Here is a 26,530-nt window from a genome sequence, read left to right on the forward strand (position 1 = left end):
TCCCGGCCCGGGCTCCGCGGGTCTATTCGAGGCCGAGTTTGGCGGCGAGGTCGAGCACCGCCTGCGCACGCGCCTTGGTGGGGCCGACACTGCCGTCGTAGGGGCCGGCGGGCGCGTCCAGCAGGGCGAGCGTGCGGCGTGCCTCGTCGATCTCCATCTCAGAGGGGCTCAGCAGAGTGTTGATGGTCTCGGCGTGCGCGGGATCGAGGCACAGCCGTCCCGTCATGCCGGCGGCCTTGGCCACCGCCGTGTCCCGAGCCAGCCGGTTGGTTGCGGCTCGCAGCGTCGGTCCGTCGATCGGGGCGGGGCGCCGGGCGGCGCGGCTCGCGATGACCAGTCTGGCCCGCGCGTAAGCCAGCACGGTGGGATCGTCGCTCATGCCGGTGTCGCGACGAAAGTCGCCGAGCCCGAACGCGATCCGCGCACATGCCGCCGTGCGCGCAATATCGAGAGCCGACTCGATACCGAGCGCCGATTCGATCAGCGCCACCACCGGCAGGCCGTCGGGCAGCCGGGCGGCGGTGGCGGCCACGTCGTCGGCACCTTCGGCCTTGGCCAGCATCACGCCGGCCAAGCCCGGGGTCTGTGCCACCGCGTCCAGATCGGCCGACCACGCGGCAGTGCTCACGCAGTTGATCCGCACCCACGCCCGTCCCCCGGCGCTGAGGTACTCGGCCACCGCGTGTCGGCCGGCCGCTTTCTGCGCCTCGGGAAGCCCGTCTTCGATATCGAGCACCACGATGTCGGCGCGCCCGGCTGCGGCGGCGTCGAACGCCTCGCCGCCGCCGGGCAGGCCCGGCTGCAACAGCCACGTCCGGGCCAGTGACCAGTGCGGTTTACGGATGCGTTCGGCGACCCGCGCTGCAACCACGCTCATGACCTCCACTCGGCGACCCACTTCGACGATGCCGCTTCGATCGTCGGGGCATGCCGGGACGCACGCCATATTCCGCACATTATGTTCACCGGCGGGGCCACGCGCCGCGCCGCTTCCATCACTTCATTCACAATGATCACTCTGTTAACATCGGGCAATGCCCGACGAGTCGTGGACGCCACATCGGCGGCGATCACGCATGCTCTCGCGGCGCGACGCGCTGCGCTACGCCGGTGCGGCGACCGCGTTGGCCGGACTCGGTTCGGCAGCCGCACACATACCCACGGCATCTGCCGCCGCGCCGACCCTGATCGACTTCGCGATGCGTCAGATACCGGCCAGGGACATCCTGGCGGCCGGCCATTCCGGCGTGATCAACTACGTCTCCACATCGCGGCCCGGTTCGTCCTTCGGCGCCAAGCCGATCACCCTCCCCTACGCGCAGTCGCTGACCGCCGCCGGTCTGGTGATCGTGAGCAACTACCAATACGGCAAACCGGGCGGGACCGCACCGTCGGACTTCACCCGCGGCTACGCGGGCGGGGTTGCCGACGCGCAGACCGCCTGGCAGCTGCACACCGCCGCCGGCGGGGGCCGCAGCGCGCCGATCTTCTTCAGCGTCGACGACGACATCGACCGCACCACGTGGAACAACGTTGCCCTGCAATGGTTCCGCGGGATCAACTCGGTGATCGGGGTGCAGCGCACCGGTATCTACGCGGGCATCAACCCGTGCCAGTGGGCCATCGCCGACGGTGTCATCGGGCGTTCCAGTACGCCCGGCCGGGCCTGGGCGTGGCAGACCAGGTCCTGGTCGCGCGGGCAGATCCACCCCGCCGCCGTTCTCTATCAGCGCATTGTGAGCACCGCGTCGAATCCGGGCCCGGTGGTGGGCGGGCTGGAGGTCGACGTCAACGACGTGCTGGCCCAGGACTGCGGGCAGTGGAACCTGCACCCCTGAGGGGATTTGCGCGTCTCGGCGGTCAGGCCGCCAGGTAGCGCGTCAGCATGGTCACCAGTTGCTCGCTCAACTCGGGCACGGCATGGGTCTGCGGCGCCGCCATGGCGTGATGGACCACCGACTCGATCGTGATGACCACCAGGCGCGCCGCCGCCTCTTTGTCGGGCACCGACACGTCGGGGTGAGCTGTGAGAAATTCCCGCATGGCCTCGATCGACTCCGTGCGCCGCTGGGCCACCTTCGCCAGTAACTCATGTGAGCGAGGTGCCTGCTCGACCAGCACCCGCAGGAACTCCGGGTCCTGGCGGTGGGTGTCGAATGCGGCAGCGACGACGTCACCCATCACCTGCTCCAGCGAGGCTGGACCGCACAGCGGTCGGTGCTGATGGGCCGTCGCGACACCGGCCTCCAGGTGCCGGGAAGCGAGTGCGACGACGATGGCGTCCTTGTTCGGGAAGTGCTGATAGAGCGAGCCGATGGACACATCGGCGAACGCGGCGATCCGGTTGGTCGTGCCCCGGGCATACCCGAATTCGCTGAACACGCTGACCGCCGCATCGAGGATGCGGTCGCGGGTGAGTTCCGATCGGCGCTGGCGCGGGCGCTTGCTCGGCTGAAGTTGCCCCTCGGCTGTCACTACGCCCTCCTCGCTGTGTGCGCCGCGTTCAGCCTAAACCGGATCGGTCCCGGCCGCCGTGCGTTGCGCCGCGGACCTGTCAGCCGTTGCCGAGATCCGGCAACGGCTTTCTCGTCGTTGCGGATTTCGCCGCGGCACAGGGCCCATACACATGAACCATTCTTAAGATGCCTGAAAATATTTAGCTGTACTGCATCAAAGACGCCGTCTACCGTCGGCCTCATGAGTTCGCCCGTCCTGCTCGGCTTCCTGACCACCATGACGCTGATCGCCGCCATCGGCGCGCAGAACGCCTTCGTGCTGCGTCAGGGCATCCGTGGCGAGCACGTCATCCCGGTCATCGCCATGTGCACCGTGTCCGATCTGGTCCTCATCGCCGCGGGCATCGCGGGCGTCGGGGCGTTGATCACCGCCCACCCCGACGCGATGACCGTCGCCAAGCTCGGGGGCGCGGCCTTCCTCACCGGTTACGGCCTGCTGGCGGCAAGGAGGGCATGGCGGCCGTCGGCCCTCACCCCGTCGGAAGAAAATCCGGCACGCCTGGCCGAGGTGCTGCTCACCTGCGCGGCGATGACCTGGCTCAACCCGCACGTCTACTTGGACACCGTGGTACTGCTCGGTTCACTGGCCAACGAACACCGCGATCAGCGTTGGCTTTTCGGTGCCGGCTCGGTCGCGGCCAGCGCACTGTGGTTCACCGGGCTCGGATTGGGCGCCAAACGGCTGGCCGGGTTGTTCGCGACGCCGCTGACCTGGCGCATCCTCGACGGCGCCATCGCGGTCATCATGGTGGCCCTCGGCGCGTGGATGGCCCTGTCGTGACCGACGGCACCTCGGCGCATCGCCGAGTTGTATAGCCGTCAGTCGGAGCCTATCCACTACGGCGATGGAGATTGCAGCGGGTCCCTCCCTACGCTGGCGTGACGCCGACGAAAGAGACGACCGATATGACGCTGGTGGACTTCCCCACCCCGCTGGGATTGTTCGACATCGACCGGCTGCTGGACGCCGACGAACGCGATATCGCCGCCACCGTGCGCAAGTTCGTCGACACCCGGCTGCGACCCAATATCGAGAGCTGGTTCGAGTCGGCCACCCTGCCGCGTGAGCTGGCGAAAGAGTTCGGTGCGCTCGGCGTACTCGGCATGCACCTCGACGGCTACGGATGCGCGGGCACCAACGCGGTCAGCTACGGCCTGGCATGTATGGAACTGGAAGCCGGGGACAGTGGCTTCCGCAGTTTCGTGTCCGTGCAGGGATCACTGTCGATGTTCTCGATCCATCGGTACGGCTCCGAGGAGCAGAAGAGCGAGTGGCTACCCCGGTTGGCAGCCGGCGAGGCGATCGGCTGCTTCGGGTTGACCGAGCCCGATTTCGGCTCCAACCCGGCCGGGATGCGCACCCGGGCGCGCCGCGACGGCAGCGACTGGGTCATCACCGGGACCAAGATGTGGATCACCAACGGCAACCTCGCCGATGTCGCCACCGTGTGGGCGCAGACCGACGACGGGGTCCGCGGTTTCCTGGTCCCCACCGACACGCCGGGCTTCACCGCCAACGAGATCCACCGCAAGCTCTCGCTGCGGGCCTCGGTCACCTCGGAACTGGTGCTGGACGAGGTGCGGCTGCCGGCATCGGCTCAGCTGCCGCATGCGGTGGGGCTGAGCGCACCACTGTCCTGCCTGAACGAGGCGCGGTTCGGGATCGTCTTCGGAGCGCTCGGCGCGGCGCGCGACAGCCTGGAGATGGCCATCGCCTACACCCAGTCCCGTGAGGTGTTCGATCGGCCGCTGGCGAGTTTCCAACTGACGCAGGAGAAACTGGCCAATATGACGCTGGAGCTCGGCAAGGGCACCTTGCTCGCCATACACCTCGGCCGCATCAAGGACACCGAAGGTGTACGACCGGAACAGGTCAGCCTCGGCAAGCTGAACAACGTACGGGAAGCGATCGCCATCGCACGCGAATGCCGAACCCTGTTGGGCGGCAGCGGTATCACTCTTGAGTACTCACCGCTGCGGCACGCCAACAACCTCGAATCGGTGCTCACCTACGAAGGCACCTCGGAGATGCACCTGTTGTCGATCGGCAAGGCCCTGACCGGCCACGCCGCATTCCGCTGACCCACGTCGCCGAGCAGGAAGCACACATGACGTCACCCAGCCCCATCTCTTTACGTCATCTGGTCGACGGCCAGTGGATCGCCGGCGGCGGCGACCGGATGGCCAGCATCAACCCATCACAGCCCGCGATCGTTGTCGCCGAAGGTGATTGCGCCACGGCCGATGATGTCGACACCGCGGTGGCAGCCGCTGACCGGGCCGGCACCGGCTGGGCCGCCACCCCGATGCACCAGCGCGGCGCCGTGCTGCTGGCGGCCGCTGCGATCCTGGAACGCAACGCCGACGACTGGGGACGCGACCTCAGCCGGGAGGAAGGCAAGACCAAAGCCGAAGGCATCGGCGAGGTTCGGCGCGCCGCCCAGATCCTGCGCTATTACGGCAACGAAGGCGATCGCCGGACCGGTGACATCTACTCGTCACCGCGCGCCGGTGAGCAGATCCTGGTGACCCGTAAACCGGTCGGCGTGGTCGCGGTGATCACCCCGTTCAATTTCCCCATCGCCATCCCGGCGTGGAAAATCGCGCCGGCACTCGTCTACGGCAACACCGTCGTGTGGAAACCCGCCAGCACCGTGCCGCTGCTGGCGCTGCGACTGGCGGAGGCGCTCACCAGCGCCGGATTACCGCCCGGTGCGCTGAACCTGCTGATCGGCGGAACGGATATCGGCGACACCATGGTCAACCACCCCGGCGTCGACGCCATCTCCTTCACCGGTTCGACCGCGGTGGGGCGGCGCATCGCCTCGGTCGCGGCAGCGCGGGGCGTGCCGGTGCAGGCCGAGATGGGTGGCAAGAACGCCGCCGTGGTACTCGACGACGCCGACATCGAGCTCGCTGTCGAACAGGTCGCGCTCGGCGCGTTCCGCTCATCAGGCCAAAAATGCACGGCCACTTCACGTCTGATCGTCACCGACGGTATCGCGGACAGGTTCCTGACGATGCTGGCCGAAAACGTGCACGCTCTGCGGACCGGCGACCCCACCGATGACGCCACGCAGCTCGGGCCGGTCGTCAGCGCATCCGCCCGACGTGCCATCACCGCGGGTATCGACGCGGCGGCCGCACAGGGTGCCACCACACTGGCTCGCGGCCGCGTCCCCGTCGACGGCCCGTTGACCGACGGCTATTTCATCGCCCCGACCGTCCTGGAACTCGACGGGCAGCCCGCCGACGTCTGGACCGAGGAGCTCTTCGGTCCGGTATTGGCGGTGCGCCGCGCCGCCGATCCCGCAGCGGCCTTCGCACTCGCCAATGACAGCGAATTCGGGCTATCTGCAGCCGTTTTCACGCAAGATGTGACCCGGGCGCTCGAAGCGGTCGAGCATATCGACGTGGGCGTGCTGCACATCAACTCCGAGTCTGCCGGCGCCGACCCGCACGTCCCGTTCGGTGGCGCGAAGAAAAGTGGGCTCGGCCCCAAGGAGCAGGGCCGGGCGGCCAGAGAGTTCTTCACCCACACCACCACTGTGTATCTACGCGGCGGGGCGGTTCGATCGTGACCAGCGCCGCCCTCGACGGCATCGTGGTCGTCGATTTCAGCCGCGTGCTGGCCGGACCGTACGCCACCATGATGCTCGGTGATTTCGGCGCCGATATCATCAAGATCGAACGGCCGGGCGTGGGTGACGACACCCGGGAATGGGGCCCACCGTACGACTCAGCAGGAGTCGCAACCTATTTCAATGCGGTCAACCGCAACAAACGGTCGGTGGTGCTCGACCTCACCGATGCGGCCGACGTGGCCCGCGCCCGTGAGCTGGTGTCCGGCGCCGATATCGTCGTGGAGAATTTCCGCCCGGGCACCATGGAGAAACTCGGTTTGGGGTACGACGCCCTGCGCGCGCTCAAACCGGACCTGATCTACTGTGCCATAACTGGATTCGGCCGCGACGGCGGTGCCGATCTGCCCGGCTACGACCTGCTGGTCCAGGCGGTCGGTGGCCTGATGAGCATCACCGGGCAGGCCGACGGTGAACCGACGAAGGTGGGCGTCGCCGTCGTCGACGTCCTCGCCGGAATGCATGCGCTCAGCGGAATCCTGCTCGCACTGGCACACCGGGCGCGCACCGGGGAAGGTCAGCGGGTCGACACCAACCTGCTCTCGGTGCTGTTGTCGTCCATGGTGAATCAGGCCTCGGGATTCCTGGGGGCGGGAACCGTGCCCGCCCGGATGGGTAACCGGCACCCGAGTATCACGCCGTATCAGACGTTTTCCACCGCCGACCGGCCGATGGCAGTGGCCGTCGGCAACGACAAGCAGTTCAAGGCACTCGCCCAGGTACTCGGTCTGGACTGGCTGGCCGAAGACGAACGCTTCGTATCCAACGCACTGCGGGTGCGGCATCGAAATGCGTTGTGCACCATCCTGGAATCTGCATTCCAGGCGCAGGGCGCCGACCACTGGTATGACGCACTCGCCGCGGCCGGGGTCCCGGCCGGTCCGATCAACGACATGTCGGAGGCTTTCGCCTTCGCCGAACGCCTCGGCCTCAGTACCACAGTCACCGTGCCGGGCACCCCGACCGCGCAGGTCGCCAACCCGATCTCGTTGTCGGTGACACCCGCGACATACCGCAGCGGCCCGCCGCGGCTCGGCGATCAAGCCTGACCGACGTCGCGGGCCGCGAGCAGCCGATGGGCCTTGATCGCGATCCAGAGCTGGGCCCGGGTATCGGCCGACGTGAGATCGTCGCCCAGCAGCTGGCCGATGCGCTGTATCCGATTTCGCATGGTGTGGCGATGGATCCCGAGAGCGGCCGCGGCGGCCTCCACCTGCCCGTTTCGTTCCAGAAAGACCGTGAGAGCCTCCACCAGATCGCCCCGTTGCCCGATCAGTGGGGCCAACAGGCCGGCGAGAACACCGAGTTCGGCCGGGGTCTTGCCGCCGAGAAGGACGCCGTAGGCGCCCAGTTCGGCGAACTCGGCGAAGGTGGACCCGACACGGGCTGTCGCCGCGATGCGGGCCTGCGCGACGGCCACCTTGACGTCGGCGAGCCGACTGGGCCCGCTCAGGCCTGCACCCAGCCCATCGAGTTGCTCGGCCAACTGCCCGCACAGGCCGCGAACACGGCGCTTGTGCGCCGCGGGGACGATGACGACGATGTCCTGATCGTCGGAGGCGAGCAGGTACGGGCCCACACCGGCCAGCAGGCGGCCGGCGTCACGCTCGGCTGCCAGCACCGGACCGACACCGGTGAGCAGGAGCACCACGACATCGCTTGCGGGCTCGAAACCGAAGTACCTCAGTACGCCGTCGTCGACGTCACCGCCGGCGAGCACGGTACGGGTCACCGCCGACCGCAGTCGCTGTTCGGCGTCGACCACCCTGGCCGGCTTCTCGATCGCAATCGACACCAGCGACACCGTGTGCGCCACGAGAAGCCGGTCCGCGATCGACAGGGGTGCGGTGGTACGCACCGCCAGATACCCGCGCAACGCTTGGGCGGCTCGCAGACTCTGCACGACGACGAAGGCGTCCCCATCGGCGAAGACCCGCGCGGCGTGACCACGCGAGTCGCCGATCGGTGCCGCGGGACCGGTCAGCAGCGCCGCCACTCGCTCGTGTTCGGCCCCAGCGGCCGCCAGCACCCTCCCGTCGACGCCGACCACGACGACACCGGCCGGCAGCCCATCTGCCAGCGCTGCGACGACGCCGGGAATACCGCCGCCCAAGGTGGCCCTGGCGAGGACCTCCTGTTGGTCGACCACCTCCTGAACGGAGCGCAACTCGTCGCCCTTGAGTGCGTCGATGACCACCCGGGTGATGGCGATGAACGGTGTCGATGCCGGAACTTGGAGCACGGGAAGATCCAATTGGTCTGCCGCGGTGATGATTCCGGCCGGTATATCGGTCAGGGTGGTTCCGGTGTCCACGGCGAGTGCGGTGATACCGGCCGAAGACAACCGCGCCACATAGTCGAATTGGGCGGCGTCGTCCTGGCCGATGTTGATCCCGGTCGTCATGACGAGCTCACCCCCGGACAGGTACGGCGTGGGGTCGGCGAGTTCGATGGCGTGCGCCCAGCTCACCTGACGGTCGGCGCCACGCGCTCCGGCAACCAGCGTCAAACCGAGCCCCTTCGCCCTGACCAGGTCCCGCGGGGTGAGTGCCATATCGTCTCCTGAGCGTCGCCAGGCCATGCTAGCCGCGCTCGGCGCCGCCGCGGGCGAACATCACCCGGCGCGGCGACACCCTTCACCCGATCCGCCCGCGCCCACCACCATCGCCTCGCGGCATCTGTCGCCTTGACGACAATCCTGTTGACACCGCATCGATTTCGACGTGTCCGCGGGGCCGGCGGCAGCATCTCCGCCGGTTCGTTTCGCGTCGAACATGGCCCGGTCGGCGCGCTCGATGGCCTCGGCCAACACCGCCGACGGTTCGGCGCCGCTGCGCCGAAACTCGGCGAGCGCCATCGAGGCGACGCCGACGCTCGCGGTGACCGGCGCGATGTCGACCGGCGCGGCGATCGCGGCTCTGATCCGCTCCGCGATGCTGCGGGTATGTTCGGGCGCAGCGATGTCGACCACGACGAACTCTTCTCCCCCGGTTCGGGCGACCAGCGCCGAACCGCGGACCGAGTGCACGATCCTGCGGGCGCTGCGCACCAGCACGGCATCGCCCGTCGCGTGCCCGAAGGAATCGTTGACCAGCTTGAAGCGATCCAGGTCGATCACCGCCGCCATGACCGAATCGCCACCATCGCGGTCCCGGTCCCCGACCAGTTCTGCGATGTGGAAGTTGAGGCCGCGCCGGTTGAGCAGCCCGGTCAGCTCGTCGGTCATGGCGGCGGTGGTCGAGTCGTTGGCGTCGTTGCGCAGCATCCAGATCCCGAACTGGATCACCACCGGTGTCACCAGCAACGAGACCACGGCAATCAGCGCATTGGCGGTGGCCAGATAGGGGTCACCATCTGGACCGGTCGCGATCACGACCGCGAACACCCCCACCGCCAACAGCATGATGACGGTATGCAGGGCAAGCACTTTCGGGGTTTCGAAGAACTTGGCATACACCGACACCAGGACCAGGACGTTGAGCCCGAACATCCCGGCCAGCCGATTCGAATAGGTCAGGGCGACGACCGTGATTCCCACGTCGGCATACACCGTGAACAGGATCGACCACGGCCGTGACGGCCACGGGCCGAACCACCACACGCCGGTCCAGATCAGTGCCGACAGCGCCAGCGCGCAGGACACCAGCCACGTCGCGTGCGTGGTGGGCCCACTCGGGGAGAACTGGCTGATCAACGGGACGATGGCGAACACCAAAGTGCATGTGCCGATGAGCAATTGGATGCCGTGGAGCAGGCCCCGGTGCGCGAAGTATCGGACGTGGGATTCCGGCTCGACGTCAGCCGACCACCACACACCGAACAGGCGCACGACCGCGCGCAAGCTCTTCAACTTAGACAGCAAACGCCCCCCGCTCACAGTCCCGATCCAGCGAATCGACCACCGGGCGCCCCCCGCCGGCGCTTGAGCAATCTAACAAACGGCTCATGATCAGTCCATAGTGCAGCTAAGTGCCCGTGAACGGCGGAGTCTCAGGGGGCAGACCGGTGCGCCACCGGCAGCTCACAATAGTTTCGTTGGCAAACATCTTCGGGTCAGCGGCGGCCGTCGGCATGCGCCCGCCAACCAGCAGCGCGGTGCCGGCTCGCCGGGTAGCCTCGCGCCATGCGCAGCGACAACGACACCTGGGACATCACCTCCAGCGTCGGTTCGACGGCTTTGTTCGTCGCGGCCGCCCGCGCACTCGAGGCCCGCAAACCCGATCCGCTGGCCGTCGATCCGTACGCTGCGCTGTTCTGCCGGGCCGTCGGCGGGCGGTGGGCCGATGTGGTGGATGGCAAGAACACCGACAGCAAGCTCACCACCGCTGACTTCGGCACCCACTTCGTCACGTTCCAGGCCGCTCGCACCAAGTACTTCGACGACTATTTCAGGCGGGCCACCACTGCGGGCGTGCGCCAGGTGGTCATGCTGGCAGCCGGCCTGGATTCTCGTGCCTACCGTCTGCCGTGGCCCGAGGGCGCCACCGTCTACGAACTGGACCAGCCGCAGGTGCTCGAGTTCAAACGCGAGGTGCTCGACGCACACAACGCCCGCCCGGCCACACAGCGCGTCGAGGTACCCATCGACTTGCGCGACGATTGGCCGGCAGCGTTGCGCGATGCCGGGTTCGACGCCGGCGTGCCGACGGCGTTCATCGCCGAGGGGCTGCTCATCTACCTGCCCGCGACAGCCCAAGGCGAGCTCTTCCACGGTATCCATGCGCTGTCTGCGCCGGGCAGTCACGCCGGTATCGAGGAGGGGGACCCGATGCCGGCCGCCGCGTATGAAGCGGCCAAGCATGCCGAAGCCGGCGCTCCCGACGGCGACGGCTCCTTCTTTCAGCTGATCTACAACGAGCAGGTCGCCAAGGCCGCCGATTGGTTCACCGGTCACGGATGGGACGCCGAGGCCACCCCGCTCGCCGAGCAGATCCGTGGCCTCGGTCGTCCACTACCCGCAGCGGGATCACAATCGGCGCTGATGGTGCAGTCGAATACGCTGGTCACCGCGATCAAGAGGTAGGCCGCTAGCGCAGGTGCGGCAGGACATCGCGCTGCCAGGCGGTGAAGGAGCCGGCCATATCCGGGCCGATCTGCTGTACGTACACCTCGTCGATACCGGCATCGAGATACTTGCGTACCTGCGCCACATGCGTTTCCGGATCGGCGCCGCACGCCACGGATTCCGCGATGTCCTGTTTGGGCACCAGGTTCTGCAGGGCGGCGAAATCCCTTGGCCGCGGCAGGATCTGGGCGGTCTGCCCGGGCAGGCCCTCGTTGCCCCACAACCGATGCGCGGTGTCCAGCGCGGCCCCCGCGTCGGTGTCCCAGCACACCTTCGTCCCGGCCTGCACAGGTTTGTCGCCGCCGCCGGAGGACCGGAAGGTCTGCACCAGATCCGCATCAGGCATCGTCAGCACGTAACCGTCACCGATGCGGCCGGCCAATTCGGCTCCCTGCGGCCCGAAACCGGACACATAGATCGGCAACTGCTGGGCGGGTCGGGTGTAGATCCGCGCTTCCTGAACCTCGTAGTGCAGTCCGTGGTGGCTCACCTCGTCGCCGGCCAGAAGCAGCCGGATGACATCGACCGCCTCCTCGAGCATCTCCTGACGAACGCCCACCGACGGCCACGGGTCGCCGAGGATGTGTTCGTTGAGTGCCTCGCCGCTGCCCACGCCGAGTACGAATCTGCCGTCCAGCTGCACCGCGGCCGTGGCGGCGGCCTGGGCCACGATGGCCGGATGGATCCGCACCGTCGGACACGTCACGGCGGTCGACACCGGCAATGTCGTCGCCTCCGACAGCGCCCCGATGACGCCCCACACGAACGGGCTCTGGCCCTGCTCGTCGTTCCAGGGGTGGAAGTGGTCGGAAATCCACAGCGCCTCGAAGCCGGCGTCTTCGGCGCGCTTGGCCTGGTCGACGAGGTCGTGGGGACCGAATTGTTCGCACGATAAGAAGTAACCGATCTTCGCCATGGCAGCGGACTACCCGCCGCTACCGCGATTAAGCGCCCATAACTGCCGGATCACACGAGGTGGTCGCCGGTCCGCGGGAATGAGAACGACGTTCGGCGGGGTTCTGCTGGGCAGGGGTGAGACGCTGCCGGGGTTTTTCGCGTCCGGCCCTCGGGTACTCGATGTCAGCCAACGAAAGGTGGACTGTGATGAGCTCCGGACACGGAAAGCACGCGCGCAAGACGCCGCGCGCCACCGCGATCGCGCTCACCGTGTCGTTCGTCGTGGCATTTGCCGCGGTCGCCGCGGCGGTTCTCATGCACATCGCGGACTCGGCCGCCACGCAGGCATCCGCGCCCGCTCCGGCCGCCGGGACCGCACAGCCGATCATGCAGGAGGGCCGGCTGGTCGCGGTCACGCCTGATTCCCTGACCGCTGTCGGTGCCGACGGCGTGGCCCGCACCTACGTGATCGATGCCCAGACCAACGGAATCACCATGTCGGGCAGCCACGTCGGTACCGCGGCCAGTGCCTTCGCCGTGAACGACGAGGTGTCCATCCTCGGCATCACCCGGGGCGGTGCCAATATCGCCACCGTGGTCGCGCATCGGCAGGCCACTGGCGGTAACGCGGCGCCGATGGACTATGCCTTGCCGTGACCGGTCAGGCTCGGCAGCAACACCTCGTCGACGAGCACCCGCACCGTTTCGTCACTCGGCGGCCGGTCCGAGACGAGGGACCGGAACACCAGATAGCCCGGCAGCAGATCGAAGATCTCGTCGTTGATCGCGGAGGCCGCCATCTCGCCGCGGGCAACCGCCTCCGCGAACACCCCCTCGAGGACCAGCTTGCGCTGCAGGACGAACTTCTCGCGCATCGCCTCCTGAAGCGCTGGGCTGTGCGACATCTCGTTGAGCACGGCTCGCATGGTGCGCATGTGCTCTCGCGACTGCCGGCAGGTCGACCTGCCGATTTCCAGCAGGTCACCGCGCAGCGAGCCGGTCTGCGGCGGAATAGCTGCACTACGGGTGCCCTCGATGAAGGCCGCGAGCACGAGGTCGGCTTTCGACGGCCAGCGCCGGTACATGGTGGCCTTACTGGCCCTGGCCCTGACGGCGACAGCCTCGACGGTCAGTCGGTCATACCCGTGCTCCTGGAGCAACTCCAACGTGATCGCGAGGAGTTCGGCCTCCCGCTCGCTCCACGGGCAGCTCGAGGCATCGTCACATTGGCCGGAAGTCACTACGCCCCTTTCTCTGCCCGATCAGGATTACACCGCACCAGGTGCGCGAAACTCCGCGAGAGCAGTTAGTTAGTCGCACGTCAAGCGGTTGCACGACATCGTACGGTACCGTACCGTTCTCCTTCTGCGATCCGTTCCTCAACGGAACCGGTCGATCACGGGGGCGTCGGGAGGGTCGGGCTTGAGCAAGTTCTCGGTGAGTGCGCTGGCGCGTCGGCAGTGGATAGTGATCGTCGCGATCCTGGTGGTGGCCGTGGTGGCTTTCGCGGTCAGCCGACTGCACGGCATCTTCGGCTCCGACAACGAGATCTCCAGGGCAGGTTCGGAAGCCCTGGAGAACACCGGCTACAACCCCAAGCACGTGTTGTTCGAGGTGTTCGGCTCGCCCGGTTCCGTGGCGACCATCAACTACCTCGACATCCACGCCCAGCCGCAACGCGTGGACAACGTACCGCTGCCGTGGTCCCGAGAACTGGTCACCGACGACCCGACGATGTACGCCGATCTGCGGGCCCAGGGTGACGGCGACACCATCAGCTGCCGGATCACCGTCAATGGGATCGTCAAGGACGAGAGGTCGTCGGACAACGTGAACGGATACATCGCGTGCCTGGACAAGACGGCATGACCCACCAAGAAGTCCAGACACCGGTCCAGGGGTCACGGGCGGCCCGGCTGGTCCGCACGCTGTCGTTACCGATCCTGTTGGCGTGGATCGCGATCGCCGCGCTGTCCAACACGCTCGTGCCCCAGCTCGAAGAGGTCGGCTGGGAGCGTTCGGTCGGATTGAACGCCGCCGACGCGCCCGGCATCCTGGCGATGCGCCATATCGGCCAGGTCTTCCACGAGTTCGATTCCGACAGTGCGGCAATGCTCGTCCTCGAAGGCGATCAACCGTTGGGCGAGGACGCTCACAAGTACTACGACGGGCTGGTCAAGAAGCTCCAGGCCGATACCGACCATGTCGAGCACGTGCAGGACTTCTGGGGCGACCCGCTGACTGCCGGCGGATCGCAGAGCAAGGACGGCAAGGCCGCCCTGACCCAGCTCTACCTGCGGGGCAACCAAGGCGAGGAGCTGTCGAACGAATCAGTCGACGCGGTACGCAAAATCGTGGCCGCTGACCCGCCCCCACCCGGCCTCAAGGCCTACATCACCGGCGCCTCGCCACTGGTAACCGACAACTTCGAAGTGGGCAGCGCCGGGACCAACGAGGTCACCGGCATCACCTTCCTGGTCATCGGGATCATGCTGCTGTTCGTCTACCGCTCGGTGGTCACCATGCTGATCGTGCTGGTGACCGTCGCCATCGAACTCGCCGCCGCCCGCGGCGTGGTGGCGGTACTCGCTCATTCCGGCGTCATCGGGTTGTCCACCTATTCAACGAATCTCCTTACGCTGCTTGCCATTGCCGCAGGCACGGATTACGCGATCTTCGTCGTCGGCCGTTACCAGGAAGCCCGCAGTAACGGGCTGGAACGGATCCCGGCCTACTACGACATGTGGCGCGGCACCGTCCATGTCATCGTCGGATCCGGGTTGACCATCGCCGGGGCGGTGGCCTGTATGGCCTTCACCCGGCTGCCTTACTTCCAGACCCTCGGTATCCCCGCAGCGTTGGGTGTCGTCGTCACGTTGGCAGCCGCCCTCACGCTGGGTCCGGCAGTGTTGTTGATCGCCGGCAGGTTTGGGCTGATGGAGCCCAAAGGACAGCTGCGCGCCCGCGGCTGGCGCCGGATCGGCACCGCCATCGTGCGTTGGCCCGGACCCATCCTGGTGGTGACCTGCGGCATCGCCCTCGTCGGTGTGCTCGCCTTGCCCGGCTACCAGACCAGCTACGACAATCGCCCCTACATTCCGGCCACTGCGCCCGGCGTCATCGGGATGGAAGCCGCCGAAAGGCATTTCACCGAGGCGCGGATCAATCCCGAGTTGCTGATGATCGAAACCGATCACGATATGCGCAACCCGGCGGATATGCTCATCCTGGAGCGGGCGGCCAAAGCGGTGCTGCACACCCCGGGTGTCGCGCTGGTGCAGTCGATCACCCGCCCGCTGGGCACCCCGATCACGCACAGTTCCATCCCGTTCCAGATCAGTGCCACCAGCGCGAGCCAGATCATGAACCTGGGCTACCAGAAGGATCGGGCCGACGATCTGCTCAAGCAGGCCAACGAGATCGACAACACCATCGGTGTGCTCAAACAGCAACTGGCCCTGCAACAGCAGAGCGCAGCGGCCACGCACGAACAGACCGAGGCGTTCCACGACACCGTCGCCACGGTGAACGACCTGCGCGATAAGCTGGCCAATTTCGACGACCAGTTCCGTCCGCTGCGCAACTATTTCTACTGGGAGCCGCACTGCTTCGACATCCCGATGTGTTCGGCACTGCGTTCGGTGTTCGACTCACTGGACGGCATCTCCGAGTTGTCGGACAAGTTCACCAACATCACCGCCAGCCTGGACAAACTGGATGCCCTGCAACCGCAACTGGTGGCCCTGCTGCCGCCGCAGATCGCCATCCAGGAACGCAACAAGGAACTCACGCTGTCGAACTACGCGACCACCGGCGGCACCAACGCCCAGAGCGATGAGGCCCTGAAGAACGCCACCACGATGGGCCAGGCGTTCGACGACTCCAAGAACGACGACACGTTCTACCTGCCCCCGGAGGCCTTCGACAACGCCGACTTCAAGCGTGGCCTCAAGCTGTTCCTCTCCCCCGACGGCAAGGCCGCCCGGTTCATCGTCACCCACCAGGGCAATCCAGCCGACCCGCAAGCCATCCCGCATATCGATGCCATCAAGGACGCGGTATTCGATGCGCTCAAGGCGACGCCCATGTCAGACGCCAAGATCTACGTCGCGGGAATCGGGTCCACCAACAAGGACATTCAGGAGGGCATGAAGTACGACCTGCTGATCTCCGCGCTGGCCGCAATAGCGCTGATCCTGCTGATCATGATGTTCGTGACCCGCAGCATCGTGGCCGCCCTCGTCATCGTGGGCACCGTCGCGATATCGCTGGGCGCTTCCGTCGGCCTGGCAGTCTTGGTGTGGCAGTACATCTTCGGCATCCATCTGTACTGGATTGTGGTGCCGCTGGCGATCATCCTGCTGTTGGCGGTGGGCGCTGATTACAACCTGCTGTTGGTGTCGCGGTTCAAGGAAGAACTGCACGCGGGCCTGAACACCGGCATCATCCGGTCGATGGCGGGGACCGGGCGTGTCGTGACGGCAGCCGGTCTGGTGTTCTCGGCGACGATGGCATCGTTCATCTTCAGCGACCTGGTGGTCTTGGGTCAGATCGGCACGACGATCGGTCTGGGCTTGTTGTTCGACACGTTGGTCGTGCGGTCGTTCATGACCCCATCGATCGCCGCGCTGCTGGGCAAGTGGTTCTGGTGGCCGGTGCCCGTGCGTCAACGTCCGGTGCCCGAGCCGTGGCCGGCACCCATCCAGAAAGAGTCCGAGGAGGCCCTGTCATGAAGTTCGCCGTCACAACCCTGATCGTCGGTGCCGCCGTGGGATTGGCCGCACCCGCCCAGGCCGATCCGGCCTATGACCGGGATCCGGACACCAACTTCGCCCACGAATTGCACACCTACGGCATCTACGGCCAAAAGGACTACAACGCCTGGATCGGCAAACTGGTCTGCAAACGCCTGGCCAACAACGTCGACCACGACGCCTACGCCTCAGCGAAATTCGTCGGCGACAACCTCGACCGCCACAACACCACCGAGCAGAACTGGCAGTTCCTGGGCGCCGCCCTGAACTACTACTGCCCCGACAAACGCGTCATCCTCGACCAGGTCGCGGCCGCCCAGCACTAGGAAGGAACGCCCATGATGCACAAGACCATCCGATTCGGTGTCGCCGCCGCAGCCCTGGCCGGCACCCTGGCCACCTCCGGCATCGCCTCAGCCGATGCCACCGACGACTACCCCATCCCCAACCGCATCCTGCGCACCCCCTGCACCGCCGAACAGATCATGGCCGCCGCCCGCGACGTCGAACCCGTCTACTACGAGCGCTACATGATCGACTACAACAACAAACCCGCCGCCGACCAACAAGGCGCCCAAGACCGCATCCACTGGTTCTTCTCCCTGGACTACGCCGGACGGCGCCAATACTCCGAAGACACCGCCACCAACGCCTTCTACGAACAAATGTCCTGGCGCTGGCCCAACTGGGCCAAACTGTTCTTCAACAACAAAGGCGTCGCCGCCCACACCACCGACATCTGCCAGAACTACCCAGCAGGCGACATGTCCGTCTGGGACTGGCACTAGCCAGAACAGGCCTCGTAGAAAGTAGCCGGGTCTCGATCGGGCCGCTACGAGAGCGCACGCGCTCACGAAACCCCGACGACAACCCTGCCGGCGGCCAGGTCCGCGGTCAGGCCGATGGGTTCCCGCCCCGCCGGTCTTGCCTTCAGAAGTGCGGTGGCCACCGGCGCGATCAAGTGCTGACGGAGCGTTCGGCGCAGTCCGCGCGCTCCGTAGACCGGGTCGAAGCCCCGGTCATGCAGGAACGTCACCACGTCGTTGTTGACGACGAGGGTGACGGATTCGCGTGCGAGGCGCGCCGTGAGCAGTTCGACTTCGCGTTCGGTGATGGCCCTGGCAGTCGACGGGGCGATCGGATCCATGACGACGGTCTCATCGATGCGATTGAAGAACTCCGGGTCGAAGAAGTCCTCGGCGGCGTGCCGGATGAGGTCGCGAGAATGGCGCGCACTGACCGTGCGGCGTGGATTCCACCGGCGTCGTGTGCTTTTGGATCGTTGCTCGCGCGCCACGGCGTGCGAGCCCAGGTTCGAGGTGAGGAAGATGTAGCTGTTGCGGAACGATATGGTCTCGCGTCCGTTGGCAAGTCGCAGCTGCCCGCAGTCCAGTACGTGCAGGAGGGCTCGGATGACCGTGGTGTCTGCCTTCTCGATCTCGTCGAATAGCACGATTCCCGGCATGAACGGATCGCCTTCGATCTTGTCCTTCTGGAAAACCGTGAACGATTCTTTGCTCCCGGCGTATCCAGGCGGCGCACCGGACAACGATGCCGCATAGTGCTCCTGAGCCAGTGCTGCCATATCGATGCGGCACAGGTCGTCGGGACCGGAACGCAGCTGAGCCGCCACCTGCCGGACGAGATCGGTCTTACCCACTCCGGTGGGTCCGACCAGCAGAATGCTGGCGAGCGGACGGCCGCGGTCCGCAATGCCGGCCTGCGCGATCGCCACTGCCCGGCCGACGGCCGTCACGGCGTGCTCCTGGCCCAGGATACGTGCGGCGAGTGCAGCGGTGAAGGCATCCTCGTCGAAGCCGGGAGCGCGCCGCCCGGCGGCGTCGTTGGGCTCCAGGTCAGTTCCGTTCTGCTCGTGGAACATATCGGTGATGAACGGCATGGCGTGCCCGGCTAGGCTTCGGCGGTCTCCTCGACAGGGAGCGTGCCGACCCGACAGTCGGCGACGCCGACGGTGTCGCGGGTGATCGACTCGACCACCTCCTGCGCCTTCTGCGCGTCGGTGACCCACAGCTTGTAGAACTCGAACGGGCAGTCGGCGACCCCCTTGTCCCCGTCGCCGGCGGCGTGCACGCCCGAGTAGCCGCGGTGCAACAACTTGAACAGGTGGTTCTGCGACTGGTCGAAGTGGCGGGCGTCGCGGATCGCGGACAGTGACAGCTGCGCGAACTGGATGCCGTACTCCTCCTCGCCCGTCTCTCCCAACGTGCGGCCGTCGAACCCGATGACCGCGGAATGCCCGAAATAGGAATAGACACCGTCGAATCCGGCCGCGTTGGCCACCGCGACGTAACAGTTGTTGGCCCAGGCCATGGCCTTGGCCATCAGTACCTGCTGGTCCTTGGCCGGATACATGTAGCCCTGACAGCGGACGATCAGTTCGGCGCCCTTCATCGCGCAGTCTCGCCAAATCTCGGGATAGTTACCGTCGTCGCAGATGATCAGCGAGATCTTCATACCTTTCGGACCCCGGGATACATAGGTGGAATCCCCTGGGTACCAGCCCTCAATGGGACACCACGGCAGGATCTTTCGGTACTTCTGGACGATCTGGCCGGTGTCGTCGATCAGGACGAGGGTATTGTAGGGCGGCTTGTTGGGGTGATCCTCATGCCGTTCGCCGGTAATCGAGAACACTCCCCATGTCTTGGCTTCTCGGCAGGCCGCCGCAAAGATGTCGGTCTCGTCACCCGGAATGGTGGCCGCCGTCGCGTACATCTCCTCGGGGTCGTACATGATGCCCTGCGTGGAGTACTCGGGAAAGACCACCAGGTCCATTCCCGGCAGACCGGCCTTCATCCCGATGACCATCTCGGCGATCTTGCGGGCGTTGTCCAGCACCTCGGCCTTGGTGTGCAGACGCGGCATCTTGTAGTTGACGACGGCCACACCGACGGTGTCAGGGCTGGACGAGATATCTCCATGACGCATGAATGTTTCTCCTAAAGTGTTGGTGGAAAAGCATTTCCGCATCCACACGGAAGGACCGCCGCCGCAACATCGCTCGGCGAGAGTGCACGGACCGACCCCTGCGCGGGAGGTCGTTGCCCGCTAAACAATTCTCAATTGAAAATATATCTGACGTGCTGCCGTGTCAAGAGGTCAGCAGCTGGCCTGCGCTGTGGCGCTCACACAACGAGGGTCGCGAGCACGTCGAAGTCGAATACGTTCGCCGCCGCCAGGTGCACCGGCTGCACGGTGGAGCGCGGATCGAAGTGGATAGTCCCCCGCGGACTTTCGTACGTGAGGCGCTCCGACGTTGCGATATCGCCGAGGCGCCCGGCCTTCGCGATGAGGTGCGCCAGCAATGTCGCTCCCTCGTAACAGGATTCGGCGATGCCGCTCAACGGCGGGGCATACGGACCGTGCATCTCCCGATAGCCACCGATCAAATCCATGGACGCTGGACTGACCATCGAGCGAAAGTACGCGGCCGCAGCGAAGAGGCCACACGTGCCCTCCGCACCGCTGGCGAGCAGCATGTTCTCGTCCATCAGTGGACTGAACCGAAGGAAGGATTCGTGGGCACCCAACTCGGCGCACGCCCGATTGAACGCAATGGCGTCCTGCCCCACCAAAAGCATCAGTACCGCATCGCAACCGGAGGACATCGCTTCACCCGCGACACTGAGCATGTCGTCGCTGCCGAGGGCCACCAGCCGCTCGCCGACGATATCCAGATCCAGAGCGTGCGCGTAGTGGCGTACCGCAGCCATGGAGGACCTCGGCCACACGTAGTCGTCACCGACAACGAACCACCGCCGGACGCCGAGGTTGTCGCGTAGCCAGCGCAGAGCCGGGGAAATCTGACGGTCCGGCGTCTCTCCGCAGCAGAAGATGTTGGGGCGAGCCTCTCCGCCTTCGTACAGCGCCGGATACGCATAGGGCACGCGGCCGGCGACAATGGGCGCCAGGGCATTACGCACCGACGAGATATGCCAGCCGCTGACCGCGTCCACGGCGCCGGCGGCGATCATGGCGTTCACGTCGGCGGCCACCCGGGACGGGGCGGCTCCACCGTCGACGATATCGACGATGACCTCACGACCGAGCACCCCACCGGCGGCGTTCAGGTCGCGGGCAACCAGGTGACTCACCGCTGCACAGGCCGGCCCGAAGACGCCGCCAGGGCCTTGCAGCGGTATGACCATCGCCAGCCGCCACTGCTGGTCTCGATTCCGTTGCCCGGGGCCCGTCAACGTCGTGACCTCACCACCATCTGCGCGCGATCGTCTACTATCGTTTTCATTCAAAAGTATCGCGCGGTCGGCGGGGATCGGCAACACGAAGGAGTGGGCGAGCTATGGCCAACAGCGACTCGGAGGGCCCTGCCGCCGCGTCGGTCGCCACTGCCGTCTTGCGCGCGTCGCGGCGGCTGACATCGCAGTTGGAGGCGGAACTGCAGGACGACGGCCTCGGTATCGACCACTGGTTGACCATGGAAGCCCTGGCGAGCGGTGATGGCCTCACGATGGCCGACCTGCAGATCGCGACCCTGACCCCCGGCCCTACGCTGACCAGGGTGGTCGACAAGCTCGTGACGCACAGCGCGGCGTACCGCGAGGTGGATGCTCTGGACCGGCGCAAGGTCAGGGTCTATTTGAGCGCGCGCGGCGCCGAGCTGCACGAGCGACTCGGCCGGGCTGCCGCGTCCGCCGAGTCGCAATGGCTCGACAGCGACGGCGCCGAACTCGCCCAGGCGTTGTTCGGGAGGGCGTTCCAGCGGCGGTGACGCGCAACCGACGGTATCCGCCGGTTAGAGCTTGAATCGTCCGGCGAAGCCGCGCAGCGGAAGGTCGGCGCTGGTGATGATGCCGGGACGGGCGGCGACCACCGACTTGATGGCGTTGAGCGCGGGCATGCCGGTGACCGTCATACCGATGGAGGCGAAGTTGTCGGGGTTGGACAGGTCGACGCCGGGTTTGGGGAAGATCATGTGCTTGTTGTAGATGTTGGGATCACCCTTGATCTGAGTGATGTAGCAGCCCTTGATATCCCAGCTCGGATCGGTGTGCGGGGTCATCTGCCATTCCAGGTGGGTCTCGACCCGCGGCACGCCGTCGACGGTGCCGACATACTTGATGTAATTCCCGCCCAGGGAGCCCTTGGGGAGCTGGTACCAGCCCAGGTCGACATCCTTGGTGCACGCGCCCAGCTCATACTCGAATTTGACCTCGTCGAGTTCCAGCCCGAAACAGTCGGCCATCATGTAGACCGAGTCGGCGAACACCTCGGTGTATTTGCGCAGCTTGTCCGGGATCGAGGGATCGTCGACCGGTTGCCCGTAGCCGACCTCGATCCAAGTGTCCTTCGAGTGATGGCATGACACGTCGACGGACTCGATGGTGGTGACGTTCTCGATCTCGGCGACATCGGCCGAGCAGACGACGCCGAGAATTTGGTTGAGGCCGGGGTTCATCCCGGTGCCGTAGAACGTCGAACCACCTTTCTCGCACGCCTCTTGGAGCAGCTGGGTGACCGGCCGACCGGAGTCGTGCGGGTGATTGGTGTCGCGGTGGAAGCCGGTGATCCAGTCGGCGGTGGTGACGATGTTGATCCCGGCCTCAAGGACTTTGACGTACAGATCTTCGTCGGGGAACACGCCGTGGAAGGTCAGCACATCGGGCTTGGCGGCGATGATCTCGTCGAGCGTGCCGGTGGCGATCACCCCGTTGGGCGCAATCCCGGCCAGCTCACCGGCGTCCCTGCCGATCTTGTCCGGCGAATAGCAGTGCACACCAACAAGTTCGAGATCCGGCTGATCGGCGATCCGCTTGATCATCTCGGATCCGACATTGCCGGTCGCGACCTGGAACACCTTGATTGTCATCAAAAACCTCTCTATCCAAAACTGGTTCGGTCAGTGCGTGGATCGGGCGGCCAGATCGGCTGCGCTGCCGCCCTTGCCGTCGGGGTAGAACTTCATCGCCCAGTTGCGGATCGCGGTGAATCCTTCGAGTTCGGAACTGGCCAGCGCCGGCGGATCGGAATAGCGCTGGTGCGACCAGATGTGAATGTCCTGGCGGAACTGCCGGATGACTTCGTTGCCGAACTCCTCGGCTTTGGTACGGGCTCGCTCGGGACTACGCACCTCGCCTTTCGGCCGTCCGATGTAGACCATGAATCGGATGTCGGAGGTGCGGTCGTCGACCGGAGTGATGGCCGAAATCGTGCGGTTGTCGATCATCCCCCAACTCTTGGTCACCGCGATGCCCAGTCCGCCGTTGATCGCCTCGACACCGCTGTTGACGTCCTCGATCCGCTGGCCGTCATCGCCTTCGAACGTGATGGTGAAATCGACGTAGGACACTGGGTCGTCGAAGTCGTGCCGGGTGAAGATCGGATTGATGGGCGTGCCGTGCACGTACTTGAAATGGGCGAAATCCACACCGTTTTCGAGCACGTACTGCGGATGCATCTCCCGGCCCTGGTCGAACAAACGCTGCTGGGGGTAGTAGTCGGCTTCGCTACTGCCGTCACCGAAACTGGCGAAAACGTCGGGGGCGTCGAAGAATGGCTCACGGTCCTCGATGTCGTGCCAGATGTAGATCGAAGCATTACGTTCGACGACGGGGTAGGTCTTGATGCGGCGCCCCCGGTTGGGCCGACTCTCGTACGGGATGCAGACGTTTCGGCCCTGTTGGCTCCACTGCCACCCGTGAAAGGGGCACTGCAGCACCTCGCCGTGGACGCTGCCGCCGTATCCGAGGTGGGCTCCCAGGTGCTCGCAGTAGGCGTTCATCACCGTGACCTGACCGGATTCCGAGCGCCAGGCAATCAACTCTTGATCGAAGTACTTCATGGGGTGGACGTCACCGACGCCCACCTCGTCGGACCAGGCAACTTGGAACCAGCCGGTGGGCTTCATGGAAAGGGGCGGCTTGGCCATTGGCGAAGCATAGAACAATCAATGAAAGTTGCATAGTGCCCTTTATGATTCTCTCTGAGCCGCGCTATTCTCGGTTGATGACCGATACGGCCGAGGCCTCGATGCCGGCACGGCGCCCGAATCGACGTGGTCAGGCGACCCGCGAGAACATGCTGGAGGCCGCGTTGAAGGCGCTGGCGTCGGGCGACCCCGGGTCCGTATCGGCCAACCGGATCGCCAAGGACATCGGCGCGACCTGGGGCGCGGTGCAGTACCAATTCGGCGACGCCGATGGCTTCTGGGCCGCTGTACTTCACCGCACCGCGCAACGCCGAGCTGACGTGTTCGCCTCCTTCAGCACCGACCCGGTGTTGAGCACACGCGTCGCCAACATCATCGACACCCTCTTCGACGGCCTGGACTCGCCGGATTCACGGGCCATCGAGAATCTCCGCGCGGCGCTGCCCCGCGATCACGCCGAACTGGAGCGGTTGTACCCGCAGACCGCGGCTGAGCTGTACTCGTGGGGTCAGTCGTGGCTGGACATCTGCCGCAACGCTTTTGAGGATCTTGGTGCCGATCCCGAGCGCGTCCGTGAGGTGGCGACGTTGATTCCGGGCGCGATGCGCGGCCTGGTTTCCGAGCGGCAGCTCGGCTCCTACGCCGACCTCGACGTCGCGCGTCGCGGGTTGACCAACGCGCTGGTCGCCTACCTGCAAACGGCGGATTGATCAGACGCGTCCTCGGCCCCGCTCACGCCATCGAGTCGAAGGCAGGACCCACAAAGCGGTCGATCACCTCACGCTCAGTTCGATGATCCTCTACGGGCCAATAGATCAGCGCCAGCACCACACGCATGACCCATTGACCGGCGGCCCGGTCGCCGGCAGCGACACCGACAAGCTCGGTGGCCAAGTCTGCGAACACCGGCATATCGGTCAGCCAACTCATCTGATCGACACCGCGCAGGGATTCGGCCATGAATCTGCCGAGTGGGTCGGTTCGAATGTATTCCAACGCGACGGCAATCGCCGTCACAGCTCGCTCCCGCCCGGCGAGACCCTCAATACCCAGACGCACCTTGGCCACGACGCGCTCGGCCGCGCGCGCGAGAACCACGTCGGCTATGTGGCGTTTGCCGCCGACGTGTCGGTAGACGGTCGCGCGTGAGCAGTGCACCCGAGCAGCCAGAACATCGATGTCGAGCGCGTCGAACCCGCCGCGGGCGATCAGCTCAGCAGCGGCCGAATAGATCTTCTCGGCGGCGACGGCCTGACGATCACCGAGAAGCCAGTCCTGCGGTGGCATGCGCCCTCCTTGGACGAATTCGCCAGAAATCTCACCGTGAGACAAACTCCCCGAAAGTTACCACTCGCACCCGCTGGTCGCCGGTGCGTCTGCGACACACGGCCACGCCCGCGCAGGCCCGATGCCCGTATCAACCTCGCTTCAGTGGGTTGACGTGCCGCTCTCCACGCTCGAATCTGCTGGAGTGACAGTGAGTTACGGCGCGTTGGGGCTCCAACTACTCGACGACGACTACATCCAGTCCCCCGCGTCCCTTTACGGGAGAATGCACGCGGAAGGCCCCGTCCATTCCGTCGGCGATACCGGCTTCTATGCGGTGCCGGGGTGGGCCGCCGTGCAGGAGGCGGTGGCCCGGGTCGACGATTTCTCGTCCAACTTGACGGGAACCATCATGCGCCGAGCCGACGGGTCGATCGGCACGTTCACCATGGACGGACTGGGTGGCCCCACCCACGTGCTCGCGACGGCCGATGATCCAAGCCACCGTGTGCATCGCAAGATGCTGCTCCCACAGTTGGCGGCCAAGCGCATCCGCGCGCTGCAGCCACTGGTCGAAGGGACCAACGATTCCCTGTGGCGCAAAAGCCTCGCTGACGGGACGGTCGAGTGGATGTCTGCCCTCGCCAACCGCCTTCCCATGATGGTGGTCGGCAGGATGATCGGCGTCCCGGACGACGACGTCGATCAGCTGGTGGCGTGGGGTTATGCAAGCACTCAACTGCTCGAAGGGCTGCTCGGACCTGACGACCTGGCTGCTGCCCGCGCCGCGACCCTGGAACTGTCCGGCTATATTGCCGAGCACTTCACCCGCGCCGCGCAGAACCCCGGCGATAACTTGTTGGGAGATCTGGCGATCGCATGCCAGAGCGGTGAAGTCGACACTCTCACAGCACAAATCATGATGATCACGTTGTTCAGCGCCGGCGGCGAGTCCACCGCATCGCTGCTCGGCTCAGCGGCCCACGTCCTCGCAACACGACCACATATCCAGCAGCAGGTGCGGGACAATCCCGATCTGCTCGGCCCGTTCCTGGAAGAGGTGCTCCGGTTCGAACCGCCATTTCGGGGGCATTATCGACACGTCGTCAACGACTGCACGCTGGCCGGCACGGAACTGGTTGCAGGTTCCAGGCTGCTCCTGCTGTGGGGTGCAGCCAATCGCGACCCGGCACAGTTCCACCAGCCCGACGAATTCCGACTCGACCGGACCAACGGCAAAGGTCACCTCAGTTTCGGCAAGGGCGCTCACTTCTGCGTCGGATCGGCTTTGGCCCGTTTGGAAGCGCGGATAGTCATCGGTGACATGCTGCGGCGCACCGACTGGATATCGGCGCGCGCGGTGGGGCGTTGGTTGCCCAGTCTGCTGGTACGCCGACTGGCTTCGCTCGAACTCGACATCGAGATTTGACTCGTTGCCGGTCGCTGTATGACTCTGCCGCAGCACTATTCGTCTCGGCCGAGAC

At 65.8% G+C, this 26,530-nt stretch carries 26 protein-coding genes; 14 read left to right on the top strand and 12 right to left on the bottom strand.

Annotation, left to right across the window (positions count from 1 at the left end):
* Positions 1–22 precede the first annotated feature (22 nt).
* Entirely contained in the window at positions 23–877 is an 855-nt protein-coding gene (locus SBI67_RS07845; protein WP_318979997.1) for an HpcH/HpaI aldolase/citrate lyase family protein, read from the bottom strand.
* Between the two features lie 157 nt (positions 878–1,034).
* Here SBI67_RS07845 and SBI67_RS07850 point away from each other — a divergent pair, with 157 nt between their 5' ends.
* Entirely contained in the window at positions 1,035–1,838 is an 804-nt protein-coding gene (locus tag SBI67_RS07850) for a DUF1906 domain-containing protein (RefSeq protein ID WP_318979998.1), read from the top strand.
* A gap of 22 nt (positions 1,839–1,860) precedes the next feature.
* Here the strand turns inward: SBI67_RS07850 and SBI67_RS07855 are convergent, their stop codons facing one another.
* Positions 1,861–2,475, bottom strand: coding sequence for a TetR/AcrR family transcriptional regulator (locus tag SBI67_RS07855; RefSeq protein ID WP_318979999.1), 615 nt, complete (start codon positions 2,473–2,475; stop codon positions 1,861–1,863).
* Between the two features lie 222 nt (positions 2,476–2,697).
* Between SBI67_RS07855 and lysE the strand changes: the two genes are divergently transcribed.
* The 4 genes from lysE to SBI67_RS07875 all read left to right on the top strand — a co-directional run bounded on the left by lysE (position 2,698) and on the right by SBI67_RS07875 (position 7,206).
* Complete coding sequence (gene lysE, locus SBI67_RS07860; RefSeq protein WP_318980000.1) at positions 2,698–3,297, top strand: L-lysine exporter; 600 nt, start codon at positions 2,698–2,700, stop codon at positions 3,295–3,297.
* 125 nt (positions 3,298–3,422) lie between these two features.
* Positions 3,423–4,598: an acyl-CoA dehydrogenase family protein gene (locus SBI67_RS07865; RefSeq protein ID WP_318980482.1), complete on the top strand. Its 1,176-nt coding sequence runs from the start codon at positions 3,423–3,425 to the stop codon at positions 4,596–4,598.
* Between the two features lie 26 nt (positions 4,599–4,624).
* The gene (locus SBI67_RS07870) at positions 4,625–6,097 is read left to right on the top strand and encodes an aldehyde dehydrogenase family protein (protein ID WP_318980001.1); all 1,473 of its coding nucleotides are present in this window, start codon (positions 4,625–4,627) and stop codon (positions 6,095–6,097) included.
* Positions 6,094–7,206, top strand: coding sequence for a CaiB/BaiF CoA transferase family protein (locus SBI67_RS07875; RefSeq protein ID WP_318980002.1), 1,113 nt, complete (start codon positions 6,094–6,096; stop codon positions 7,204–7,206). The genes SBI67_RS07870 and SBI67_RS07875 overlap by 4 nt, the downstream gene beginning before the upstream one ends.
* On the opposite strand, the gene SBI67_RS07880 is transcribed toward SBI67_RS07875, so the two are convergent.
* Positions 7,197–8,711, bottom strand: coding sequence for a PucR family transcriptional regulator (locus SBI67_RS07880; RefSeq protein ID WP_318980003.1), 1,515 nt, complete (start codon positions 8,709–8,711; stop codon positions 7,197–7,199). The genes SBI67_RS07875 and SBI67_RS07880 overlap by 10 nt on opposite strands.
* A gap of 60 nt (positions 8,712–8,771) precedes the next feature.
* Positions 8,772–9,998 (bottom strand): GGDEF domain-containing protein, encoded by a 1,227-nt coding sequence (locus tag SBI67_RS07885; protein WP_318980004.1) that lies wholly within the window; start codon positions 9,996–9,998, stop codon positions 8,772–8,774.
* A 282-nt stretch (positions 9,999–10,280) separates the two neighbouring features.
* On the opposite strand from SBI67_RS07885, the gene SBI67_RS07890 reads away from it, so the two are divergent.
* On the top strand, positions 10,281–11,180 hold the full coding sequence (locus tag SBI67_RS07890; RefSeq protein ID WP_318980005.1) for a class I SAM-dependent methyltransferase: 900 nt from the start codon (positions 10,281–10,283) through the stop codon (positions 11,178–11,180).
* Positions 11,181–11,184: 4 nt separating this feature from the next.
* On the opposite strand, the gene SBI67_RS07895 is transcribed toward SBI67_RS07890, so the two are convergent.
* Positions 11,185–12,138: a TIGR03557 family F420-dependent LLM class oxidoreductase gene (locus tag SBI67_RS07895; RefSeq protein ID WP_318980006.1), complete on the bottom strand. Its 954-nt coding sequence runs from the start codon at positions 12,136–12,138 to the stop codon at positions 11,185–11,187.
* A 188-nt stretch (positions 12,139–12,326) separates the two neighbouring features.
* On the opposite strand from SBI67_RS07895, the gene SBI67_RS07900 reads away from it, so the two are divergent.
* On the top strand, positions 12,327–12,776 hold the full coding sequence (locus tag SBI67_RS07900; RefSeq protein WP_318980007.1) for a hypothetical protein: 450 nt from the start codon (positions 12,327–12,329) through the stop codon (positions 12,774–12,776).
* On the opposite strand, the gene SBI67_RS07905 is transcribed toward SBI67_RS07900, so the two are convergent.
* On the bottom strand, positions 12,761–13,360 hold the full coding sequence (locus SBI67_RS07905) for a TetR/AcrR family transcriptional regulator (protein WP_318980008.1): 600 nt from the start codon (positions 13,358–13,360) through the stop codon (positions 12,761–12,763). The two genes, SBI67_RS07900 and SBI67_RS07905, sit on opposite strands and share 16 nt — an antisense overlap.
* Before the next feature lie 181 nt (positions 13,361–13,541).
* Here SBI67_RS07905 and SBI67_RS07910 point away from each other — a divergent pair, with 181 nt between their 5' ends.
* From SBI67_RS07910 to SBI67_RS07925, 4 genes are read left to right on the top strand one after another with little or no spacing between them, the layout of a single operon-like run.
* Positions 13,542–13,988, top strand: coding sequence for an MmpS family transport accessory protein (locus SBI67_RS07910; RefSeq protein WP_318980009.1), 447 nt, complete (start codon positions 13,542–13,544; stop codon positions 13,986–13,988).
* Positions 13,985–16,852: an MMPL/RND family transporter gene (locus tag SBI67_RS07915; RefSeq protein WP_318980010.1), complete on the top strand. Its 2,868-nt coding sequence runs from the start codon at positions 13,985–13,987 to the stop codon at positions 16,850–16,852. Before SBI67_RS07910 ends, SBI67_RS07915 begins: the two co-directional genes overlap by 4 nt.
* Complete coding sequence (locus SBI67_RS07920; RefSeq protein WP_318980011.1) at positions 16,849–17,199, top strand: DUF732 domain-containing protein; 351 nt, start codon at positions 16,849–16,851, stop codon at positions 17,197–17,199. The genes SBI67_RS07915 and SBI67_RS07920 overlap by 4 nt, the downstream gene beginning before the upstream one ends.
* 15 nt (positions 17,200–17,214) lie before the next feature.
* On the top strand, positions 17,215–17,661 hold the full coding sequence (locus SBI67_RS07925; protein WP_318980483.1) for a DUF5078 domain-containing protein: 447 nt from the start codon (positions 17,215–17,217) through the stop codon (positions 17,659–17,661).
* A 62-nt stretch (positions 17,662–17,723) separates the two neighbouring features.
* On the opposite strand, the gene SBI67_RS07930 is transcribed toward SBI67_RS07925, so the two are convergent.
* The 3 genes from SBI67_RS07930 to SBI67_RS07940 form a co-directional block, all read right to left on the bottom strand.
* Positions 17,724–18,773, bottom strand: coding sequence for an AAA family ATPase (locus tag SBI67_RS07930; RefSeq protein WP_318980012.1), 1,050 nt, complete (start codon positions 18,771–18,773; stop codon positions 17,724–17,726).
* Between the two features lie 11 nt (positions 18,774–18,784).
* Entirely contained in the window at positions 18,785–19,822 is a 1,038-nt protein-coding gene (locus tag SBI67_RS07935; RefSeq protein WP_318980013.1) for an aliphatic amidase, read from the bottom strand.
* 197 nt (positions 19,823–20,019) lie between these two features.
* Positions 20,020–21,042 (bottom strand): substrate-binding domain-containing protein, encoded by a 1,023-nt coding sequence (locus SBI67_RS07940; protein ID WP_318980484.1) that lies wholly within the window; start codon positions 21,040–21,042, stop codon positions 20,020–20,022.
* A gap of 152 nt (positions 21,043–21,194) precedes the next feature.
* Here SBI67_RS07940 and SBI67_RS07945 point away from each other — a divergent pair, with 152 nt between their 5' ends.
* Positions 21,195–21,623, top strand: a complete 429-nt coding sequence (locus SBI67_RS07945) for a MarR family winged helix-turn-helix transcriptional regulator (RefSeq protein ID WP_318980014.1) — start codon at positions 21,195–21,197, stop codon at positions 21,621–21,623.
* 24 nt (positions 21,624–21,647) lie between these two features.
* Here SBI67_RS07945 and SBI67_RS07950 read toward each other — a convergent pair whose 3' ends face one another.
* Both SBI67_RS07950 and SBI67_RS07955 read right to left on the bottom strand, forming a co-directional pair.
* The gene (locus tag SBI67_RS07950) at positions 21,648–22,721 is read right to left on the bottom strand and encodes an NAD(P)H-dependent amine dehydrogenase family protein (protein WP_318980015.1); all 1,074 of its coding nucleotides are present in this window, start codon (positions 22,719–22,721) and stop codon (positions 21,648–21,650) included.
* Positions 22,722–22,751: 30 nt separating this feature from the next.
* Positions 22,752–23,780 carry an aromatic ring-hydroxylating dioxygenase subunit alpha gene (locus SBI67_RS07955; protein ID WP_318980016.1) on the bottom strand — a complete coding sequence of 343 codons (1,029 nt, stop codon included), beginning with the start codon at positions 23,778–23,780 and terminating at the stop codon, positions 22,752–22,754.
* Positions 23,781–23,857: 77 nt separating this feature from the next.
* Here SBI67_RS07955 and SBI67_RS07960 point away from each other — a divergent pair, with 77 nt between their 5' ends.
* Positions 23,858–24,490 (top strand): TetR/AcrR family transcriptional regulator, encoded by a 633-nt coding sequence (locus SBI67_RS07960; RefSeq protein ID WP_318980017.1) that lies wholly within the window; start codon positions 23,858–23,860, stop codon positions 24,488–24,490.
* 22 nt (positions 24,491–24,512) lie between these two features.
* On the opposite strand, the gene SBI67_RS07965 is transcribed toward SBI67_RS07960, so the two are convergent.
* Positions 24,513–25,067 (bottom strand): TetR/AcrR family transcriptional regulator, encoded by a 555-nt coding sequence (locus SBI67_RS07965; RefSeq protein ID WP_318980018.1) that lies wholly within the window; start codon positions 25,065–25,067, stop codon positions 24,513–24,515.
* Positions 25,068–25,251: 184 nt separating this feature from the next.
* On the opposite strand from SBI67_RS07965, the gene SBI67_RS07970 reads away from it, so the two are divergent.
* Positions 25,252–26,475 (top strand): cytochrome P450, encoded by a 1,224-nt coding sequence (locus SBI67_RS07970; protein WP_318980485.1) that lies wholly within the window; start codon positions 25,252–25,254, stop codon positions 26,473–26,475.
* Positions 26,476–26,530 lie beyond the last annotated feature (55 nt).

This window comes from Mycolicibacterium chengduense (genome assembly GCF_033741155.1).
Lineage (GTDB): Bacteria > Actinomycetota > Actinomycetes > Mycobacteriales > Mycobacteriaceae > Mycobacterium.